The sequence below is a fragment of the Mycobacterium sp. IDUB_1 genome (genome assembly GCF_055419625.1).
Window position 1 is genome coordinate 723,878 of record NZ_JBVAYA010000003.1, and the last position, 20,717, is coordinate 744,594.

Sequence of the window (20,717 nt, forward strand, 5' to 3'; positions counted from 1 at the left end):
CGTTCACGTTTCTTTCGCCGCCAATTCCGCGAGAACCTCTGCGGTGTCGGCGCCCAATTCCGGCGCGGGCCCAGCAATGCGACCGGGTGTGCGGGAAAACCAGGTCGGCACCCCGGGCATCCGCAGCGGCCCGTGTGGCGTCTGCACCGTCTCGAACAGACCGACGGCCTGGAGGTGCGGATCGTCGAAGAGCTCCGCAGGCGTTTGAATGGGTGCAGCCGGGATCTCGAGCTCGTGGAACAAGGTCAACCACTCTGCGGTCGTGCGCTCCAGCAGGGTCTCGGCGATGAGTCCGTACATGAGGTCGATCTGTTTGGCTCGACGTTCCAGAGAAGAAAACGCCTCGCCGTACTCCGCGATCCAGGGTGGCTTCACGCGGTCGACAAACGCATTCCAGTGCTTGTCGTTGTAGATCAAGACGGCGACGTGGCCGTCCCTGGTGGCGTAGGGCTTTCGATTACGTGCCACCGTCCGCGGATAGATCGCCGGGCTCAGCGGCGGCGAGAACATCGCGCCGTTGGCGTGTTCGACGAGCATGAAGGTGGCCATCGTCTCGAACATGCTCACCTCGACCTCCTGCCCCTCGCCGGTGCGCTCCCGGTGAAACAGAGCCATCATCGTGGCGTACAGCGCGGTGAGCCCCGCGACTTTGTCCGCCACGATCGTTCCGACGTAGGTGGTCTGACCGGTCAGGAGTCCCTGAACAGCGGCGAGCCCGGACTGGGCCTGAATTGTGTCGTCGTAGGCGGGAAGATCGGCGCTCGGCCCGCGTCGGCCATAGCCATAGCAATTGGTGTACACGATTGCCGGGTTGAGGGAGACCACGTCGTCATACGAGAAGCCGAGCTTCGCGATGGCCCGGGCACGCATCGAATGGATGAAGACGTCCGCTCCAGTGATCAACGCGCGCAGAGCGGACTTATCGTCGTCGGTGGTGAGATCGAGCACCACGGAGCGTTTTCCACGATTCACGTTGACGAACACGCCGCTCATCCCCGGGGCGGGGCCGACCGAGATGTAGCGCGCATTGTCGCCGTCGGCCGGTTCGACTTTGATGACGTCGGCACCCATGTCGGCCATGATCTGCGTACAGTAGGGCCCCATCACCACGGCAGTGAGATCGATGACGCGAACGCCCGCGAGCGGTCCGCTGTTCATCGTGCGGCGGCCGTCGCGGCAGCGAAGCTGTAGCCGATGTGGTCGTCGTGCCCGGACGGGACGACGGGGAACACCACCGGCTGGGTGGCGTCCCGGATGGCGTCGCTGCGCTCGGCTACCTCTTCGACGGTCCACGATGGGCGGTGCACGCCTGCGGCCTCCCCGATGAAGGCCCTGGCGATCCTGCCCGCGATAGCTATGAACAATTCCCCTGTAGCGGAACATGTTTCGTGAGTAAGCCAGCACACGGCGGGCGCGACGAGCTCGGGATCCATGGGCGGGTAGGCCGATGTGTCGAGCCCCTGCGCCATTCGGGTGACTGCCGCCGGGATGATCGCGTTACATGTCACACCGTGCTCCGCACCTTCCAGCGCCGCCACGTTCACCATGCCGATCACCCCGGCCTTCGCAGCCGCATAACCGGCCACACCGTGATTGCCGTACAGCCCGCCGATCGAGGACGTCAACACCACGCGGCCGTAGCCCGCATCGCACATCACCGGGAAAGCCGGCCGGAGTACGTGGAACGCCCCGCGCAGGTGCACGTCCAGCACGGCGTCGAAGTCGTCGTATGACATGTCGCGCAGCGGCGCCCTACGGACGTTTCCGGCGTTGTGAACGAGGATGTCGATGCGGCCGAAATGCTCGAGTGCAGCGTCGACGATCGCACGACCACCGGCCGGGGTGGCCACCGACTCAGTCGACGCGATGGCCTCCCCTCCCAGGGCGTTGATTTCGCCGGCCACATCCTCGGCGGGCCGGTGATCTGTCCCCATCCCGGTGAGGCTGCCACCGACATCGTTGACGACCACCTGCGCCCCGCGGGACGCCAGCATGAGTGCATACGCCCGGCCCAGGCCCCGGCCGGCGCCGGTGACGACGGCGACGCGGTCGTCGTATCGGAGCTCGGAGCTCATCGGCCCAGGACCAAGCCTTCCATCGCGTCGTCCGAGCGCCACTTTGCCAGCAGATCTCCGAACGCGTAGAAGCCCGGTCCGTAAGGCTCGCCGAGATGGCTGACGATGCCCTGGCCTCCGCCGCCGCCCTCGTTGTTGTAATAGCCTGGTGTACAGGCGTTGTCGAAGGCCGAGTTGTCGATCGCCGTCTCCCTGACGGTGGCGCACCACGCGTCCTGAGCCTCCTGGGCGGGTTCCACAGTGGTGATCCCGCGTGCGAGCGCCGTGGCGATGATGTACGCGATGTGTTCGCCCTGGAGTTCGTAGTTCGCAGCGATGTTCGCGGATATTCCGACCTGAGTGAATCCGGTGAAGAACTGGTTGGGGAAGCCGCGACTGGTCATGCCGTGCAGGGTCTTGAACCCGTCGCGCCAGTAGTCGTACAGGGACACGCCGTCGCGCCCATGAATCGCATCGATGCTGTAACGCCTGCTGATCTCTGTGGTGATCTCGAATCCGCTCGCATAGATCATGCAGTCGACCGGATATTCGACGCCGTTGGCCACGAAGCCGTTCTCGGTCAGCTTCTCGACGCCTTTGCTCTCGGAGACGTCGACCAATGTGACGTTGGGCCTGTTGAACGTCGGGAGGTAATCGTCGTTGGAACACGGCCGTTTACAGAGGAATCGATAGTACGGTTTGAGCGCCTCCGCAGTCGCCTCGTCTTCGACGAGGTCGGCCACTCGGCGCCGAAGCCGCTCCATCAGCTTGTAGTCTTCCTCCTCGCGCAGAGTCATGAACTGCTCGGGACTCATCGACGCCGGATCCTCGAGAGCAAGAACACGCGCGGCGGTGTTGCGCCCCAGCTCTGTCCAGAAGTCGCAGACCAGATCTGGCTGGCCGAGGGCCATGCCCTCGAACGTCCAGGAGTGGAAGTTGCGTTGCCGTTCCTTTTGCCATCCCGGCTGAAGTGACTGCACCCACTGAGGGTCGGTGGGGTGGTTGTTGCGCTCGTCGACCGTCGACGGTGTGCGCTGGACGACGTAGACGTGCTTGGCGTATCTGCCGAGGTAGGGCACGATCTGCACGCCGGTCGCACCGGTGCCGACGATCGCGACGGTTTTGTCGGCGAGCTTGTCGAGCACGGGGTCGGCCGGCGTGCCACCGGTGTAGTCGTAATCCCACCGCGAGGAGTGAAAGCTGTGTCCGGTGAAGTCGTTGATTCCTGGGATGCCCGGCAGCTTGGGTCTGTTGAACGGGCCGGACGCCATCACCACGAATCGTGCTCGAAGGTCGTCACCGCGATCGGTGGTGATGCGCCAACGCTCGATGTCGTCGTCCCACATCAGGGTGCGCACCTGCGTGGAGAAGATGGCGCCGTCGTAGAGGCCGAAATGCTTGCCGATGTTGCGGCAATGCTGCTGGATCTCGGCACCGTCGGCGAACTTCTTGCTGGGGATGAAATCGAGCTCTTCGAGCAGCGGTACGTAGCAATAGGATTCGTTGTCACACTGGATACCGGGGTAGCGGTTCCAGTACCAGACCCCGCCGAAATCGCCGCCCATCTCGATGACGTGGACGTCCTCCACGCCCGCCTTTTTCAGGTGAACCGCCGACAGCAGACCACCGAAGCCCCCACCGAGCACGGCGACGTCCATGTCCAGGTCGATGGGTTCGCGCTCCACCCGCGGCGCGTGTGGGTCTACTTCGGCGAATTCCGCGTATTCCCCACCGGTCTCGACGTACTGGTTCGAGCCCTCGGAGCGAAGGCGCTTCTTTCGCTCGGCCTCGTACTTCGCCCGCAGCGCCGGGATGTCGATGTCATCCGGCGTCGGAGTGGGACCGCAGTTCGTGGTACCGGCAGTCACGTCAGCGCCGGCGCCGGTAGCGCCGCCTCGTGCAGCGGGGCGGCCATCTCGTGTGCGGCAGGCAGTACCTCCCGAGCGAACAACTTGACGCTTTCGATCGCATCGGCGTACGGCATCGTGCCGAACTGCGGCACGAGGGTCACCTCGGAGAAGGAGCAGGCTTCCTGTGCGGCCTGCAACTTCGCGAAGATCGTCTCGGGTGTGCCGATCAGCAAGTTCGATGCGTGGTAACCCGGCATCTTCTTGGTACCCGGTTCCGGCTTGTCTTGCACGGCCTCGGCCAACACGGCCGTGGCGCCTGCCTCGCGAGCCGCGTACGCCTCATACCCTCTCACGCCCTTGAAGTTCGACGCATCGGCGAAGCCGTAGTGGACGGTGACGTCCCGGTTCGCCGTCCAGATCCATTCATCGGTCTGCGCCGCATCGGGCTCGTGCTCGGTGCAGTACATGAACATCACGTTCTTGGGTTGGCAGGGCGCGTACCCCTCTTCCTGACGGAAAGTGTTGACCTTCCGAACTTCCGCGCCTGCATCCCAGATCGGTTTGTTCCCCACGAACAACGGCACCATCCCCCGTCGGGACAGAATTTCCAGCGACTCCGCGGTGGACGAAGAACTGTAGATCCGCGAGAACAGGTCCTTGCTGACGGGTTCGGGCCGCAGCGACATCTCCGGGAAGGAGAAGATCTCCCCGTCGTAGGAGAACCGCTCACCGCTAAAGGCCAGCTCGAGGATGTCCAGACACTCGTTGAACCGTTCGCGACTTTCTTCCCGCGGTACGCCGACCGCGTCGAACTCCGACTTCGACACACCGCGGCCGATCCCGATGGTGTTGTACCGGCCCTTGGAAACGATGTCGAGGTAGGCGATCTGGTGTGCCAGACGCACAGGATTCCACCACGGCGCCACCGCCACGAATGTCCCGAGACCGACGCGCTCGGTACGGCCGGCGAAGTACGTCAATGCCTGAATGGGGTTGGGAGTCATGCCATAGGGGGTGCCGCAGTGCTCGGGGAACCAAATGCCGTCGAAGCCGAGCGGCTCCGCGAGGTCGCCGAGGGCGAGCGCTCCTTCGACGCACTGCCAATCCGGCGTGTCGGGCGGGCTGGAGTAATTGCCTGCGAGCACACGGTCCCAGTCGTGGGAATTCTGCGCTCCCGTACCGAGATTCACCTTCATGTCAAGCTCCTTCGTTGAGTTCTCGGGGCGCTCCCGTGCCCATGTACTTTGACAACTGATAATGCAAATTCACCGTGCTGCGCTCGCGGTACGGGTTCGGCTTGGTGCCGGGAAACCCGAGAGACTTCATCCCCCTCTGCACCGCGGCCATGTTCGAAAAGTCCTGCGGTAGTACGGAAAGCCAGTTCGGGTCACCCACCGGCGTGTACACCCATTGCGTCTCCGGCTCCTCGCCCTTCGGGAACAGCTCGAAAACGGAAACCTCGAAGATGCACTTGTCGGGGTCATAGCTCGGGTCGGGCCGCGCGCTGTAGCACAGCGCGCTCGTCAGGCCCTGGCCGATCTGAAAATTGGGGAAGAGCTGCCACGCCGTGCCGCTCTGTCCGAGGATCTCGGCAGGGATGGTCGGCCAGATGACACCGCGGGCCGCGTCGTCATTGCGTGCTGAGGTCAGCCAGTGTTCCAGGACCTTGTCGGCCGGAGTGCCTTCAGGGAGTTCGTCGACCAGACGCTTCGCCGCGTCGACCAGGGTCCGTGTGGTGGTCGCGTTCGTCTCCTCCATGGTGTAGACCTGCATCTCGGCAGTGGAGATGCGCGGATCACCCGACCCGAGTCGAATCTTCGACTTGGTCTCGTCCATCCCCTTCGGTGCGTCGTAACCGATGTTGCTGTGTCGGCCCTGCGCCTTGGCCCATCCCTTGAATTCGCCGAACTTGTTGAACTCCGGGTGGGTTGTGAAGACGTGGTAGGTCTCGTTGAAGGCTTCCAGCGCGACCTTCCAATTGCAGTCGAAGTTCAGCCACTTGCGCCATTTGAACCGCATGTTCTCGAGTCCGAAGGGATCGAGGATCTTCGCCGCCGGGAACAGGAAATCGGCCAACGGTTCCGGATCGGTGTCCATGTTGACGAACAGCCAGCCACCCCAGGTGTCGACGTGGACCCGCGCAAGGCGCGTGTTGGCCGGAGTCAGTGCACCTTGCCAATCATCCTGCTCACGGATGTGGGTGCATTCGCCGTCGAGACCGTAACTCCAGCCGTGGAAGCCGCAGACGAAGGATTTTCTGGTGCGGCCGCAGGCGTTCTTGGCGCCGTCCGGAACGTCCACCAGTTTGCGACCGCGGTGCATGCAGACGTTGTGGTGGGCGGCAAACGTGTCGGGGCCCGTGCGCACGACGATGACCGAGTCGTCGAGGATGTCGTAGGTCAGGTAACTGCCCACCTCGGGGATCTCCTCGACCCGCCCCACCTGCTGCCATACCTTGCGCCACAACTTGTCCCGCTCGGCTCTGGCGTAGGACTCGGAGACATAGGCGTCGACGCCGATCGTCATCGGTGACGACAGCTCCTCGACGACTTCGCGGACTGCGTCGTCTCTGGTGTCGGTCATCGCTGTGTGTCTCCTTCGCCCGTGGTCATGGTCGGCTGATCTCTGCGCGAAATGAATCGTCGGCCAGGAACAGCGAGGTGTGATCGGCGGCCAGATGGCTCCACTTCAAATCCAGGCCACCGTCGACAAGGAGCGTCTGGCCCGTCACGTAGCTCGCCAGGTCTGAGAGCAGAAACAGAATGGCCCCCGCCTGTTCGTCGGGGCGTCCACGGCGGCCCATCGCGATGGCGGCACGGTCCCGGTCAGGGTCGGCGTCGACGTAAGTCGCCGACGCCGTGGTCTCGGTGACACCCGGTGCGATCGCGTTGACGCGGATACCGTCGGCGGCGAGTTCCAGTGCCATCGTGCGGGTCATCGCCACCACAGCGGCCTTCGCGGTTCCGTACGCGATGTGGAACGGCGCGGTGTTCATGCCGCTGATCGACGAGATCGACACGATCGAGCCTGGGTTGCCGCGGGCACGCAGTTCGGCGGCAACGGCCTGGCTTGCGAAAAAGGCGGTTTCCAGATTCGCGGTGAAGAGATCCCGCCAGTCCGATCGCCTCACCCGGGTCGACGGCATCCACGTCGACGGTGCCGCGCCGCCCGCGACGTTGACGAGGCCGTACAGCTCGCCGTCCGTTCGTCGCACGACGTCCATCGCCGCGGCGATGCCGTCGTCCGTTGACATATCGGCCGCCACGGGAACGACAGAGAGCCCACGCGTGATCAAGGGGCCCATCTGCTCAGCGAGATTCTCGGCGGAGCGGCTGACGGCGACGACAGTGGCTCCGGCTTCGGCCGCAATGGCTGCTGTAGCGGTACCGATGCCGCCACCGCCGGCTCCCGAGATCACGACGATGCGACCGTCGAGGCCGAGTAGGCCGTTCACCGCAGACATAATCGCTTTCGTCAATTGTCCGGACAACATATGGCGCTCTTGCATTCAGAGAATACTATTCCGCAGCGCATATGCACCCGTCAAGGTCGATCCCCTCGAGCATGTAGTTATTGTCTGGACTACACGTGATTGCTATGGTCCGTGCTGTGACCGGCAGACACAGTGATCGCTACGGGGCGTCGGCGTTCCCGATGGCGGCCGAAGGGTGGGAGGTGCGGCAGCTCACTGCGCCGAGCCGCCTCTTCGGCGCGAACGGCCTGCGCACAGGACCTGACGGACGCGTCTACATCGCTCAGGTCACGGGCAGTCAGATCGCCGCGCTCGACATCACGAACGGCGAGCTGACGACGATCAGCGGCACCGGTGCTGACATCGTCGCGCCCGACGACGTCGCATTCGACGACTTCGAAAACCTCTACGCCACCGAGGTGATGGACGGTCGGGTCAGTGTGCGCCATCCGACCGGCGAGACGCGGGTGCTGCGCGACGACATGCCGTCAGCCAACGGCATCACTTTTCACCGCGGCCGGCTCTTCGTGGGCGAGTGCCGCGAAGGCGGACGGCTCTTGGAGTTCGACCTCGGGGGCGGGCCACCGCGGGTCCTCCTGGAGAACGTCCCTTCCCCCAACGCCATGGAGGTCGGTCCGGACGGGCTGCTCTACTTCCCGGTGATGGGCGCGAACGAGATCTGGCGCATAGACCCCGATGGCGGCGGCGAAGTGCACACCGTCGCAACGGGTCTCGGCGTTCCCGATTCGGTGAAGTTCGACGCTGAGGGGTTCATCGTCTCGACGCAGGTGGCGACGGGGCAGGTGCTGCGAATCGACCCGCGGACCGGTACCCACACCGTTCTCGCCCAACTGACACCGGGCCTGGACAACTGCACGATCGTCGGCGCGGGTGCGGGGGCACGCCTGTTCGTGTCCAACTTCACCGGCGAGATCAGCGAGATCCACTCCGATGGCGCCGTCCACACCGCACTGCCCGGCGGTCTGAACTGGCCACTGGACCTGACGGTAGGAGCGGACGGTCGCCTGTATGTAGCTGACGGTACCTATTTCTACGTGCACGACCACGACGGCGGACTGACGACGGTCGGTATGCTTTTCACACCCGGCTATCCGGGCTTCATCCGCGGAGTGGCCGCGGCCTCGATCGATGAATTCATGGTCACCACATCGGGTGGACAAATTGCGCGCTATCGCCCCACATCAGGCGAAAGCGACGTCCTCGCAGATGGTTTCGACCAACTCTACGGACTGACCCCCGCCCTGGGTGGGGTGGTCGCCGTCGAGCAAGGCACGGGGCGGGTTCTGTTGATCGATCACTCCGGCGGTGTCTCGACGATCGCAACAGGGCTCGACACCGCAGTAGGCGTCACGAGCACGGCCGATGGTGCGGTGCTGGTCGCCGAATCCGGCGCAGGTCGAGTTCTGCGCGTCAGCCCGTCGGGAACTGAGACGGTCGTCGACGGCTTGGAGCGACCGCAAGGTCTGGTCGTCGTCGACGGCCGAGTCCTCATCACCGATGCCGGCCAGAAAACGGTCATTGCTGTGGACCTCACGACCGGTGAACGCTCGACGATCGCCACCGGACTGGCCATCGGGCCACCGCCAGGTGTCACCCCGAAACCCCTCAAGGGAATGCCGCCCTTCTCCGGCCCGCAGGGTCCGTTCGCAGGGATCGCCGCCGGAGCCGATGGCGTGCTGTACGTCTCGTGTGACGGCGATGGCAGTGTCGTCGCACTCCGCCCGGACCCACGGCCATGACCGCGGCCCGTAGTGAGCACCGCTACCTCCAGGTCGCGCAGACTCTGCGTAAGGAGATCGTCGATGGGGTGTTCCCCATCGGATCGCAACTACCCACCGAACACGAGCTCTGCGAACGTTTCTCAGTCAGTCGCTACACCGTCCGCGAGGCCCTGCGCCGCTTGCGCGACGACAATCTGGTGACGTCACGCCCGCGCGCCGGCACGACGGTGGTACCGCGTGACTCGACGAGTTCGTATGCGCAGGACAGTATGACGATCAACGACCTGCTCGCCGTCGCGAGCGGGGCCGACCTCGACATCAAGTCGATCCAGATGACCGTCGTCGATGCCGAACTCGCCGCGAGGACCACCCTGCCGCAGGGGGAAGACTGGCTGGCTGTGCTGGGCTTTCGGCAGGCCATCGATGCCGACGACACGTATTGCTGGACCGAGTACTACATCAACCGGTCCTACGCTGCTGTCGGCCGCATGCTCAGACGCCACACCGGTCCGGTATTCCCCCTCATCGAAGATCTCTTCGGAGTGAGCGTCGTCGAAGTTCAGCAGGACATCGGGGCGGTGGCGGTCACACCGGAACTGGCGCCACACCTCAAGGTTCATGCGGGTGCCCCCGCACTCGAGGTGCGCCGCGTGTACCGCACCTCCGAAGGCGGCATCGCGCAGGTCACCATCAACACCCATGCCGCGCCTCGGTTCCGGCACTCGACCACGTTGCGCCGGGTCAAGGGATAGTCACGCGTGCCCGAGTCTGGCGTCTCACGCAAAACAGTGGGACAGCGGTCGATCCGCTGGGATGACGAACTCGCCGCGCGTGCCCATGCCGACGGCCTCTGGGTGCATGACACCCTCGCAGACGCGGTCGCCGAGGCCGCCCGCCTCACACCCGAGCGCACGCTCATCGTGGACGGGGACGTCCGGGTCAACTGCGTGGAGCTCAAGACGCGGGCCGAATCTCTGGCCGGTGTCCTGCGGTCGCGAATGCCCGAAGGCAGTGTGATTGCGTTCGCTCTTCCGAATTGGCACGAGGCGGCGGTCGTCTACCTCGGGGCGACCCTGGCCGGCATGGTTGTCACGCCGATTCTGCCGTCGCTGCGCGACCGCGAGGTCGGGTTCATCATAGACGACGCCGATATCCGAATGATATTCGTACCCGGCGTATTCCGCGGCTACGATCACTCGGCCATGCTCACTCGCGTGACGGAGGGACGCGATCACCCACCCGAGGTGGTGGTGGTACGCGGTGACCCCGGCCCCCACATTGCCTACGCCGACCTTCTCACCGAACCGGCCCTGACGTCGAGACCGACGCTCGACGCCAACGCCGTGCAGATGATCCTGTACACCTCCGGCACCACCGGACGACCCAAAGGGGTCATGCACACGCACAATTCGCTGCACGCACTGCTCACCCAGATTCGTGACCACTGGCGGGTCGATCCCGGCGACACCTTCCTGGTGCCCTCCCCCATCGCCCATATCGGCGGCTCCATCTACGCGTTCGAGGCGCCGCTGCTACTGGGCTCGACCGCGGTACTGATGGAGAGGTGGGACGCCGCCGCTGGGGTCGAGCTGATCACTGCCGAACGATGTACCCACATGGCCGGCGCCACACCATTCCTCGAGCAGCTGTTGACCGCCGCGCAGAACGCCGACACGAGGCTGCCCGAGTTGAAAGTCTTCATCTGCGGGGGTGCGTCTGTTCCGCCGTCTCTGATCCGTAGAGCAAATGCCTATTTCGAGCGCGCCATGGTGACGCGCGTCTACGGTTCCACCGAAGTACCGGTGACCACCGTCGGTTCGCCCCACGATGCCGACCTCGCCGCCGAGACCGACGGCCGTCCGGGGATCGCCGAGATCCGCCTGGCCGAGCACGCCGCGGCGACATCGGGTTCGGGCGAGATTCGTGCCCGCGGGGCTCAAATGCTGGTCGGTTACCTGCACATCGAAGACGAAACAGAGTCCTTCGACGACGATGGCTATTTCCGGACCGGCGATCTGGGGACCTGGGCCGACGGCCACCTGGTGGTCACCGGTCGAGCCAAGGACATCATCATCCGCAATGGTGAGAACATTTCTCCCAAAGAGATCGAGGACGTCATGGTTGGTCACCAAGGCATCGCAGAGGTCGCGATCGTCGGTGTGCCTCACGCGAAGACCGGCGAGCAAGCCTGTGCGGTGATCGTGCCATCGACAGCCACGACGGCGCCGGGCCTGACCGAGCTGAGGGATTACCTCCGCGATCGCGGGGTGTCCACCTTCAAAGTTCCGGAGCGGGTGGAATTTTGGGCGGAGCTTCCGAAGAACGCGGCGGGCAAGGTGCTCAAGCAACAGATCAGGTCGACGCTAGGTCATGAAGGTGGATGAGATGCAGGTTGCGATCGTCACAGGCGCGAGCAGCGGAATCGGCTTCGGCACTGCTGTCAAGCTGGCTGCCGCCGGCATCGCAGTCCTGGGAACCGGCCGGGATCGGAGGCGCCTCGACGAACTGACCGCCACAGTCGGCGATTCCGGTCGGTTGGCCGCTGTGGCCGTAGACCTCACCGCCGACGACGGTCCTCGAAGCATCGTCGACGCCGCGATCGACCGATGGGGCCGAATCGACTTCGTGATCAACAATGCCGGCGTCGGAAAACCAAAGCCTGTGCACGAGACCGATGACGAATCCCTCGACGCGTTCCTGGGTTTGATGCTGCGGGCCCCCTTTCGACTCGCGCGAGAGGCGATCCCACACCTCGCCCCCGGATCGGCGATCATCAACGTCACGTCGACCTTCGCCGTCGTAGGCGGACTGCGAGGCGGGGCGTACTCCGCAGCCAAGGGCGGTCTGACTGCCCTGACCACCCACATCGCGTGTCAGTACGGCGCCCAGGGCATCCGGTGCAATGCCGTGGCTCCCGGCGTCACGCTGACCCCGATGGTCGCCGAGCGACTCGAAGACGATCGCTTCCGGAAGATCAACACCGAGATGACACCGCATCAGCGTCTGGGAACTGTCGAAGACGTGGCGAGCACGATCGAGTTCTTGTGTTCTCCCGGTGGCAGTTTCATCAACGGTCAGACCATCGTCGTCGACGGCGGCTGGAGCTCGACCAAGTATCTTTCCGATTTCGCTCTGTCGTCGGAATGGCTGCCGCGGTGAATGTCTTCACCGTCCTGGACCAGGCCGCTGCCCGATACGGTCGACGGGGTGCAGTCTTTCTCGGGACTGAGCAGTGCCACACATGGAGCGAACTTCGCGAGCGCTCACTGCGACTGGCCGGGTCGTTGCGACACACTCAGCCTGCCGGGTCACGTGTCGCGGTGGCAAGCGAGAACTGCCCCGAGATCGTCGAGCTGATGTTCGCGGCATGGGCGGCCGAATGCGTGATCGTGCCGATCAACTACAAGCTGCATGTTCGGGAGATGCACCAGATCCTCGACGACGCCGGTGTGTCACAGGTATTCGCGTCACCGAGGATCGCCGCCGAGCTCGCTGGGACAACTGCTGTTCCCGTGGAGGTGATCGGCTCCGACGATTTTCGACGCCGTATGGCGTCGACACCTGTCGAATCACCTCGGCGAACCGATCCCACGTCGCTGGCCTGGCTGTTCTACACCAGCGGTACCACAGGTCGCTCGAAGGGCGCGATGTTGTCGCACCGCAATCTGATGGCGATGACGGTCTCACATCTCGCAGACTTCGACGATCCGGACAGCGATTGCAGCCTGATTCACGGGGCACCGATGTCACACGGCTCCGGCCTCTACATCGCTCCCTACGTGTTGCGGGGTGCGCGACAGGTGATTCCCCAATCGAAGTCTTTCGAGCCGGAGGAGTTTCTCGACCTGTGTGAGCAGCACCCCGGCTGCAGTTGCTTTCTCGCCCCGACGATGGTCGGCCGTTTGATCCGTACCGGCCGCGACCGCCCGGCCAATCTGCGGACGATCATCTACGGCGGTGGGCCCATGTACGTGGACTCTCTGAAGAAGGCGATGGGGGCGTTCGGTCCGGTGTTCGTGCAGCTCTACGGTCAGGGCGAGGCACCGATGACGATCACCGGCCTGCGGCGGGCCGACCACGTGCAGGCCGATGACGCAACTCTCGGCTCGGTCGGATACGCCAGGTCCGGTGTGGATGTGGCCGTCCAGCGCGCCGACGGTACCGAAGCAGCCGCCGGCGAGATCGGCGAAATCGTCTGTCGCGGCGACGTGGTCATGAGCGGGTATTGGAACAACCCAGTCGCCACCGAAGCCACGTTGAGAGACGGCTGGCTGCTCACTGGTGACATGGGGTGCTTCGACTCCCGGGGTTACCTGACCCTGCGCGACCGGTCCAAGGACGTGGTCATCAGCGGTGGAAGCAACATCTACCCGCGCGAAGTCGAGGAGGTACTGCTCGAGCACCCCGCGGTCGAAGAGGCCGCGGTGGTAGGCGTGCCCGACGACGAGTGGGGCGAGATCCTCGTCGCGTTCATCGTGGGAACCGCCACCGCGGCTGACCTCGACGCCCACCTGCTCGACCGTATCGCCCGATTCAAACGCCCCAAGCACTACGCCTACCTCGACGACCTGCCCAAGAATTCCTACGGCAAGGTGCTCAAACGCGTTCTACGCCAGACGTTTACCCGTTCGACCGACCTCGACGGAAGTCGTCGCCCGATTGGAGATACATGACCGCCTTCGACGCCAGTGTCCTTCTGCTTCGCCTCGCGTTGGGCCTGACGATGGCCGCCCACGGCTACAACAAATTCTTCGGCGGTGGGCGATTGCCGGGCACCGCCGGGTGGTTCGACAGCATCGGCATGCGGCCGGGCATGTTTCATGCCCGCGTCGCCGCCACCACCGAGGTCGCCGCCGGTCTCGGCCTTGCTGTGGGTTTGCTGACGCCGGTGCCCGCGGCGGGTTTCGTCGCACTCATGCTCGTGGCCGCGTGGACGGTGCACCGCCGCAACGGCTTCTTCATCGTCAAGGAGGGGTGGGAGTACAACCTGATCCTCGCCGTCGCGGCGGTAGCCGTCGCAGGCGTCGGGCCGGGCAAGCTCAGCGCCGACTACGCGATATTCGGGCACTCCGGAGCGCTCGACTACCTCCAGGGCTGGCCGGGTCTTCTCATCGCGGTGGCGCTCGGTCTGGCCGGCGGCATCGGCCAGTTGGTGATCTTCTTCCGTCCACCCGCTGGCACATAGGCCGATGACCCGGTCGGCCGAACGGCCTCCGGCCCGGACGCGACCCGTTCGATGTCTGGCGCCGCTGACCGCTCAGCTTGTCAGTTCGGACACGATCGTCTCGATCAAAGCGACAACCTCGCCGGGGTGCGACAGCATCACCAGGTGGAGGAGTCGATTTCGGTGACGGTCGCGCTGGCTCGCTGATATCCGAAGCGCTGCACCTCAGGGTTGATCGCGGTGTCCGATGTGCAGACGACCGCCCAGGTGGGCCGCGACCGCCACGCTGCCACGGGTGCGGGCTCGGTGAACGCCACCGCGGCCAACGGCCGCTGAGACACCGCGAGCACCGCCATCAGCTTCGGATCGACGTCGGCGCCCACCACTGCCGCGAATCGGTCCGGCGCGACGGTGACATCGATTCCGTCGCCCGCGCCCGCCGTCGCCGGAAACGGCCGTTGCACCAGTGCCGCCGGAAGGACGCATCGGCGAAAGCGCCGTGGACGAGAACCACAGTGGGCGTAGACAAATAGGCCTCCGGATGACGGGCGTGCGCAGACCGCGCTCGCGTTCAGGAGCGGATGAAGTCCAGCAGGTCGGCGTTGATGACGTCGGCGTGGGTGGTCGGCATCCCGTGTGGATACCCCGGGTAGGTCTTCAGGATCCCGTTGGGCAGCAGCTCGGCCGAGAGCGGTCCCGCGTCGGCATAGGGCACCACCTGATCGTCATCGCCGTGCATGACCAGCACGGGCAGCGTGATCTGGCGGAGATCCTCGGTGAAGTCGGTCTGCGAGAAGGCGACCACGCCGTCGTAATGGGCGATCGCGCCGCCCATCATGCCCTGTCGCCACCAGTTGGCGATCACCGCCTCGATGGGCTCCACCCCGTCGCGGTTGAACCCGTAGAACGGCCCTTCGGGCACCGCCCGGTAGAACGCGGACCGGTTGGTCGCGACCTGTGTCTGGAAGTCGTCGAACACCGATTTGGGCAACCCGCCGGGGTTGGCGTCGGTCTGCACCATCAGTGGCGGGACCGCGGCGATCAGCGCCGCTTTCGCCGCGCGGTCCTGCCCGTGGCGGGCCAGGAAGCGCACCACTTCACCGCCACCGGTGGAATGCCCGACATGGATGGCCTCGCGCAGATCCAGATGCTGCACGACAGCCGCGAGATCGTCTGCGTAGTGGTCCATGTCGTGTCCGTCGCCGACTTGGCTCGAGCGGCCGTGCCCACGCCGATCGTGGGCGATGACGCGGTAACCGTGACCGAGGAAGAACATCATCTGGGCGTCCCAGTCGTCCGCCGACAGTGGCCAGCCGTGGCTGAACACGATGGGCTGCCCCGATCCCCAGTCCTTGTAGTAGATCTCGACACCGTCGGAGGTGGTGATGATCGGCATTGACGTCCATTTCGTCGGTGTGGTTGTTGGCGTCCTTGCATTAAACCCGTTCTGAGATCGGCGCGCTGTAGCCCGGTCATTGACGATTCCTATGGGGACCACGACGGCGATCTATCACCCGCAGCGTCGCGTCACCGACCTTCACGGGGCACCCCCGGGTACTTTCTCTGACATGGCACCGCTCCCTTTGACCATCATGTTCTGGCCGGAGTCGGCCTACGGCCCGACCAATCAATGCATCGGTCTGGCGTCGATTCTGCGCGACCGCGGACACCGGATCGTCTTCGCGGCCGAAACCTCTTGGGCCGGAAAGATCGCGCCGCTCGGTTTCGTCGAGGAACTCGTCGATCTCGCCGAACCCGCACCGGATGCCGGTGACGAGGACGCCGGCGCCTTCTGGACCCAGTTCATCGCCGAGACGGCTCCCGAGTTCCGCAAGCCCACGATCGATCAGCTGTCGAGCTTCATCGCACCGACGTTCCAGGCGCTCATCGACGGCGCCCGTTACTGCGAACCGCGGCTGCGCGAGATCATCGCCACGCACCGCCCGGACGTCATCGTCGAGGACAACGTGGTGCTGTTCCCCGCGCTGACGACCGCGGGGGTTCCGTTCGTCCGCATCGTGTCCTGCAGCCCGTTGGAGGTCCCCGGCGCCGATGTACCGCCGCCGTTCTCCGGGCTGCCCAGCAACGATCCCGCGCAATGGCGTTCCTACCGTGAGGAATTCGATCGGACCCTGCGGCCGATGTGGACCGAGTTCGACGCCTGGACGCGAGACCAGGGTGCCGCAGCCCTGCCGGAGCTGGAGTTCATGCCGCGCGACAACGCGGCCAACCTGTACGTCTATCCCGCCGAAGCCGACTACGTGGACCTGCGCCCGCTCGACGGCACCTGGACCCGGATGGATTCCAGCGTCCGCGAGACCGACGAGGCCTACGTGATTCCCGCGCAGGTCGCCGACCGGCCTGCCGACAGCGCGCTGATCTATCTGTCCCTGGGGTCTCTCGGCGGTGCCGACGTCGACCTCATGCAGCGGCTCGTGGATGTCCTGGGCACCACCCGGCATCGTTACATCGTCAGCAAGGGGCCACAAGCCGATCGAATCGCTCTGGCCGACAACATGGTCGGTGAGCAGATGCTCCCGCAGACCAAGGTCATCCCCCAGGTCGACCTGGTCATCTCGCACGGCGGGAACAACACCGTGACCGAGACACTGCACTTCGGCAAACCGCTGATCGTGCTTCCCCTGTTCTGGGATCAGTACGAGAACGCGCAGCGGGTCGACGAACTCGGCTGGGGCATCCGGCTCGACACCTACCGGTTCAGCGACGACGAACTCATTTCCGCCGCCGACCGTCTGCTGGCCGACACGGCACTCCGCGAACGCCTCGCCTCGCTCGGTGAGGCGATTCGGCAGCGCGACGGGCTGCGGGTCGGCGCCGATGTCATCGAACGGGTGGGTAACACCCACCGGTGACCGCGCTGCCCGACCCGGTGGACTGGCTGGACCTGTCGGACGGCCATCGACTCGCCATCGTAGCCGACGGATCCGCCCGGTCCGCATTACCGATGACCGACAGCTCCCGGCGCGCACGTCCCGGCGACGGCACGTCGGTTGCGTTGTTGAAAGTGCTTGCTGCGCAACCGGGACAACGTCAGCACGGGAACTTCCGGGTGCGATCGTGGACAGCACGTTCGGCCGACGGTGAGCGGCCGATGGACGTCGACCAGACCAACGAGTCGGTGATCGTCGGTGATGCGGCCGTCGTCAAATGGGCAGTCCACCTGCAGGAGGGCCCGCACCCCGCGCCGCGACGCATCACCGCGCTCCGCGCAGCGGGCTTCACAGGGATTCCGGAACCGTGGGGCCTGATCACATGGCAGCCGCCCGACGGCGCGGAAACCGTGGCGGCTTATGTGGACCAGTACCTTCCCGGCGCGCTCGACGGATGGACCTGGGCCGTGGAGGTGATGACCACTGCGGCGCTCGGAGGCGGCCCGGGCGAGGCCGCGGCGACGGCCGGTCAGCTCGGAGTGCTCATCGCCGACATGCACGCCGCGCTGGCGTCCACCGCATCGACCGCCAGCTCCGCAGACGCTGACCGGTGGCACGCCGCTGCGCTCACCACGCTCGACACAGCCTGTGCGCTCACCGAATCCGAGAGCGTTGCCGTTCTGCGCACACGTCGGGAGGAGGTGGCCGCAGAGCTGGCGGTCCTGTCGTCACTGACAGGCACCACGGTCATCGACGGGCACGGCGATCTGCACGTCGGACAGATCCTGCGGAGCGACGAGAGGCTCGTCGTCACCGATTTCGACGGCAATCCGGTGCTCACCGCGCCCGAACGGATGTACCCCATCCCGGCGGTCGTCGACGTCGCCGGCATGATGCAGTCCTTGGCGCACGTGGCGATCGTGGCCCGTCGGTACACCGAGCTGGACCCCGGAGAGCTTCACACGGTCGAATCGACGATGCGGGGGATGTTTTTCGAGTCGTACACGGCGCGACTGCAGACCACAGGGCACGAACACCTCGTCGACCCGCGGCCGCTGCGCGCACTACGTCTCATCCAGGTGATGCGCGAGATGATCTATGCGGCACAGCATCTTCCGCGGTGGATGTACGTGCCCGACGCGGCCCTGCCCGCACTGCTCGATGACGCCGCCCCACCCTCTGAGGAGCGACAGTGAAGCCTGATGCCTTTGTATCCGATCTGCAGCGCAAGCCCGAGGTGCTGGCGCGGCTGGCGCTGATGTTGTCAGAGGTCAACCCATGGACGGCGGTGGTACCCGCCGACACCGAAAGGGTCGTGCTGCTCGGCATGGGCTCGTCGGCGTACGCGGGCACGGTGGCCGCCGCGCGACTGCGCGCCCGCGGCGTCATGGCCGCTGCGGAGCTCGCCTCGTCGGCGCTTCTGCCGGACTGGGGCCCGAAGACGCTGGTCGTGGCAACCTCGGCCAGCGGCGGTTCCACCGAGACACTGGATGCGTTGACCCGCCTTCGTGGTGATGCGACCACCGTCGCACTGACCAACACGGCGGGCTCACCACTGACCGAACGCTGCGATACGGTCATCACGCTCGATGCCGAGATCGAGCACGGCGGCGTCGCCTGCCGCAGCTACCAGCACACTCTCGCCTTGTTGATTGCCCTGGAATGCCACCTTCTCGGCGTCGGTACCGCCGCCCTCGCGGCATCGATAGACGGCGCCGCTGCGGCGAGCGCACATATGTTGGACAGCGAAAAGGACTGGCTTCCCGAGGTTTCCGAGCTGCTGCTCGGACCGTCGGGCACCTACCTCGCCGCACCGGCGCACCGGCTCTGTTCTGCCCAGCAGGGCGCGCTGATGATGCGCGAAGGACCGCGACTGCCCGCCGCGGCGTGTGAGACCGGCGACTGGAGCCACGTCGACGTCTACCTCACCAAGACCACCGATTACCGACTACTGGTGTTCTCTGGCTCGCCGTGGGAAGCACAGCTGGCCGAATGGACTGCCATGCGAGGCAGCACGGTCGTCGGTGTGGGCGGGGACGTTCCGGGCGCGCAGTATGTGCTCCGCTACCCGGGCGACTCCGACGACGACATTGCTCTGCTCACCGAAGTTCTCGTGCCGGAACTGGTCGCGGCGCGGCGGTGGCAGCAGGTCAGTCGGGAGTCAGCGGACTGAGCAGCAACGCGGCCTCGGCCTGGTAGGCATGCTCTGCCCACTGCCGAGGTGTCGTTCCGAAGCGGCCGTCGACAGCTGACGGGTCTGCGCCGGAGGCGAGCAGTCGCTCGATGAGTGGGAGATCGCCCGCCCAGGCCGCGTGGTGCAGCGGGGTGGCTCCCGATTCGTCGCGGGCGTTCGGATCGTCAGGCAAGACCCGGGTCTGCACGTCGACGCCAGACACGTCGATGCCGTGGCGCTCGAGCAGCGCAAGCCTGTCGGTGTAACCGTGCTCGGCCGCCCACTGCACCTGGCGTCGCCACATCTGCTCACGCGACTCCATGGCCACACCGAGGCGGCGTTCCCACGGACCCGGACCTGCGTCTGCCACGCCGTGGTCGAACAGCAACTCCAGGTGCGAGTCATCGGGGCGAAACATCCTGTTGTACAACGCTTGATGGTCGGCAGGGTGGGCACCGCGGCGCAGCAGCAATGCTGCGAGGTCGGGGGCGTGACGGTGACGCGGCTGCCGTCCGGGCCCCTGCTCCCCCTCACCGAAGACGCCCGTGAGCGCGGTGAAGGGAGGGGCCATTCCCCGCCACAGGTAGCCGACGTTCGGATCGGCGCCCGCATCGAGCAACAGCGTTGCCGCGGTGAGGATGTCGTCGACGGTCGCATCGACCGGAACACGCGAGTAGCACAGATACATCAACGGCGGCCACCGTAGCGGGCCCCCGCTCGAGGACGCCGATACGGCGTCGGTGCGCAGGTGGTGTCGCAGAGCGTCGACATCGAAGGCCGCAGCTGCGGCCCACATGTGCTCGGCCGGCAGGGTGGGTACGGCAGCGAGGATGTCGGCAGCCTGCGCCCACCGCGGCGGGGCATCGTCTGCGGTGTAGGTGAGCACCGCCAGGGCGCAGAACCGGTCTGCCGCACCGAGGGCGGTGCCGTCTATGTCGCTCGGATCCCTACTGAGGTCCTTTGCCGCCTCGAGATAGTGCACGAGCGCCGGCCATCCCGGGAATCCGTATCGGCGGGCCAGCGCCAGTTGGGCGTCGTGGAGAGCGACCCGCTGCAGCGCGACGTCAGGTCGGGGGTGGTGGCGCCGGATGACGGCTTCGGCGTCGGCGTCGCCTGCCCTGGCGCGCCGCTGCAGGACGCGAGCGTCGGCACGCAGCCGAGGCAATGAGGGATTGTCGGGTAGTGCGCTGGCCATGACAGCCTCCTCTCACGGGCCCGGCGTCCGCGAGATCGGGCAGAGAAGAGGTGGGGCCGATCAGTCGTTCTGCAGGGAGGCTGAGCCTCTTCGAGCGGACGTCGGGCGGTCCTGCGCGCCCGGCCACAGCATACCGGGGACGCCCACCGGGCCGGCCATCGACAGGCAACATAGGT

18 protein-coding genes are annotated in these 20,717 nt (G+C 65.6%); 9 read left to right on the forward strand and 9 right to left on the reverse strand.

Annotated features, from left to right (window positions below; genetic code table 11):
- Positions 1 to 3: 3 nt before the first annotated feature.
- The 6 genes from ACZYYX_RS20685 to ACZYYX_RS20710 are packed head-to-tail and all read right to left on the reverse strand — an operon-like array spanning position 4 to position 7,358.
- Entirely contained in the window at positions 4 to 1,158 is a 1,155-nt protein-coding gene (locus ACZYYX_RS20685) for a CaiB/BaiF CoA transferase family protein (RefSeq protein ID WP_463816460.1), read from the reverse strand.
- Entirely contained in the window at positions 1,155 to 2,075 is a 921-nt protein-coding gene (locus ACZYYX_RS20690; RefSeq protein ID WP_463816461.1) for an SDR family NAD(P)-dependent oxidoreductase, read from the reverse strand. Before ACZYYX_RS20690 ends, ACZYYX_RS20685 begins: the two co-directional genes overlap by 4 nt.
- Complete coding sequence (locus ACZYYX_RS20695; protein ID WP_463816462.1) at positions 2,072 to 3,922, reverse strand: flavin-containing monooxygenase; 1,851 nt, start codon at positions 3,920 to 3,922, stop codon at positions 2,072 to 2,074. The genes ACZYYX_RS20690 and ACZYYX_RS20695 overlap by 4 nt, the downstream gene beginning before the upstream one ends.
- The gene (locus ACZYYX_RS20700; protein WP_463816463.1) at positions 3,919 to 5,100 is read right to left on the reverse strand and encodes an LLM class flavin-dependent oxidoreductase; all 1,182 of its coding nucleotides are present in this window, start codon (positions 5,098 to 5,100) and stop codon (positions 3,919 to 3,921) included. The genes ACZYYX_RS20695 and ACZYYX_RS20700 overlap by 4 nt, the downstream gene beginning before the upstream one ends.
- 1 nt (position 5,101) lies before the next feature.
- Positions 5,102 to 6,487 (reverse strand): aromatic ring-hydroxylating oxygenase subunit alpha, encoded by a 1,386-nt coding sequence (locus tag ACZYYX_RS20705; protein WP_463816464.1) that lies wholly within the window; start codon positions 6,485 to 6,487, stop codon positions 5,102 to 5,104.
- A gap of 25 nt (positions 6,488 to 6,512) precedes the next feature.
- A complete protein-coding gene (locus ACZYYX_RS20710; RefSeq protein ID WP_463816465.1) occupies positions 6,513 to 7,358 on the reverse strand; it encodes an SDR family NAD(P)-dependent oxidoreductase in 846 nt (281 codons plus the stop codon).
- A gap of 200 nt (positions 7,359 to 7,558) precedes the next feature.
- Here ACZYYX_RS20710 and ACZYYX_RS20715 point away from each other — a divergent pair, with 200 nt between their 5' ends.
- From ACZYYX_RS20715 to ACZYYX_RS20740, 6 genes are read left to right on the forward strand one after another with little or no spacing between them, the layout of a single operon-like run.
- On the forward strand, positions 7,559 to 9,136 hold the full coding sequence (locus ACZYYX_RS20715) for a virginiamycin B lyase family protein (protein ID WP_463816529.1): 1,578 nt from the start codon (positions 7,559 to 7,561) through the stop codon (positions 9,134 to 9,136).
- Positions 9,133 to 9,870, forward strand: a complete 738-nt coding sequence (locus ACZYYX_RS20720) for a GntR family transcriptional regulator (protein ID WP_463816466.1) — start codon at positions 9,133 to 9,135, stop codon at positions 9,868 to 9,870. The genes ACZYYX_RS20715 and ACZYYX_RS20720 overlap by 4 nt, the downstream gene beginning before the upstream one ends.
- 51 nt (positions 9,871 to 9,921) lie before the next feature.
- Positions 9,922 to 11,502 (forward strand): AMP-binding protein, encoded by a 1,581-nt coding sequence (locus tag ACZYYX_RS20725; RefSeq protein WP_463816530.1) that lies wholly within the window; start codon positions 9,922 to 9,924, stop codon positions 11,500 to 11,502.
- Position 11,503: 1 nt separating this feature from the next.
- On the forward strand, positions 11,504 to 12,277 hold the full coding sequence (locus ACZYYX_RS20730; protein ID WP_463816467.1) for an SDR family NAD(P)-dependent oxidoreductase: 774 nt from the start codon (positions 11,504 to 11,506) through the stop codon (positions 12,275 to 12,277).
- Positions 12,274 to 13,791 carry an acyl-CoA synthetase gene (locus ACZYYX_RS20735; RefSeq protein ID WP_463816531.1) on the forward strand — a complete coding sequence of 506 codons (1,518 nt, stop codon included), beginning with the start codon at positions 12,274 to 12,276 and terminating at the stop codon, positions 13,789 to 13,791. Before ACZYYX_RS20730 ends, ACZYYX_RS20735 begins: the two co-directional genes overlap by 4 nt.
- Entirely contained in the window at positions 13,788 to 14,303 is a 516-nt protein-coding gene (locus ACZYYX_RS20740; protein ID WP_463816468.1) for a DoxX family protein, read from the forward strand. Before ACZYYX_RS20735 ends, ACZYYX_RS20740 begins: the two co-directional genes overlap by 4 nt.
- A 137-nt stretch (positions 14,304 to 14,440) precedes the next feature.
- Here ACZYYX_RS20740 and ACZYYX_RS20745 read toward each other — a convergent pair whose 3' ends face one another.
- Positions 14,441 to 14,746 (reverse strand): hypothetical protein, encoded by a 306-nt coding sequence (locus tag ACZYYX_RS20745; RefSeq protein ID WP_463816469.1) that lies wholly within the window; start codon positions 14,744 to 14,746, stop codon positions 14,441 to 14,443.
- 107 nt (positions 14,747 to 14,853) lie between these two features.
- Positions 14,854 to 15,678: an alpha/beta fold hydrolase gene (locus ACZYYX_RS20750; RefSeq protein ID WP_463816470.1), complete on the reverse strand. Its 825-nt coding sequence runs from the start codon at positions 15,676 to 15,678 to the stop codon at positions 14,854 to 14,856.
- Between the two features lie 172 nt (positions 15,679 to 15,850).
- On the opposite strand from ACZYYX_RS20750, the gene ACZYYX_RS20755 reads away from it, so the two are divergent.
- From ACZYYX_RS20755 to ACZYYX_RS20765, 3 genes are read left to right on the forward strand one after another with little or no spacing between them, the layout of a single operon-like run.
- Positions 15,851 to 17,155: a glycosyltransferase gene (locus tag ACZYYX_RS20755; RefSeq protein WP_463816471.1), complete on the forward strand. Its 1,305-nt coding sequence runs from the start codon at positions 15,851 to 15,853 to the stop codon at positions 17,153 to 17,155.
- Entirely contained in the window at positions 17,152 to 18,369 is a 1,218-nt protein-coding gene (locus ACZYYX_RS20760; RefSeq protein ID WP_463816472.1) for a glucosamine kinase, read from the forward strand. The genes ACZYYX_RS20755 and ACZYYX_RS20760 overlap by 4 nt, the downstream gene beginning before the upstream one ends.
- Complete coding sequence (locus tag ACZYYX_RS20765) at positions 18,366 to 19,346, forward strand: SIS domain-containing protein (RefSeq protein WP_463816473.1); 981 nt, start codon at positions 18,366 to 18,368, stop codon at positions 19,344 to 19,346. The genes ACZYYX_RS20760 and ACZYYX_RS20765 overlap by 4 nt, the downstream gene beginning before the upstream one ends.
- Here ACZYYX_RS20765 and ACZYYX_RS20770 read toward each other — a convergent pair.
- Entirely contained in the window at positions 19,324 to 20,541 is a 1,218-nt protein-coding gene (locus ACZYYX_RS20770) for an ankyrin repeat domain-containing protein (RefSeq protein WP_463816474.1), read from the reverse strand. The genes ACZYYX_RS20765 and ACZYYX_RS20770 overlap by 23 nt on opposite strands.
- Between the last annotated feature and the right edge of the window lie 176 nt (positions 20,542 to 20,717).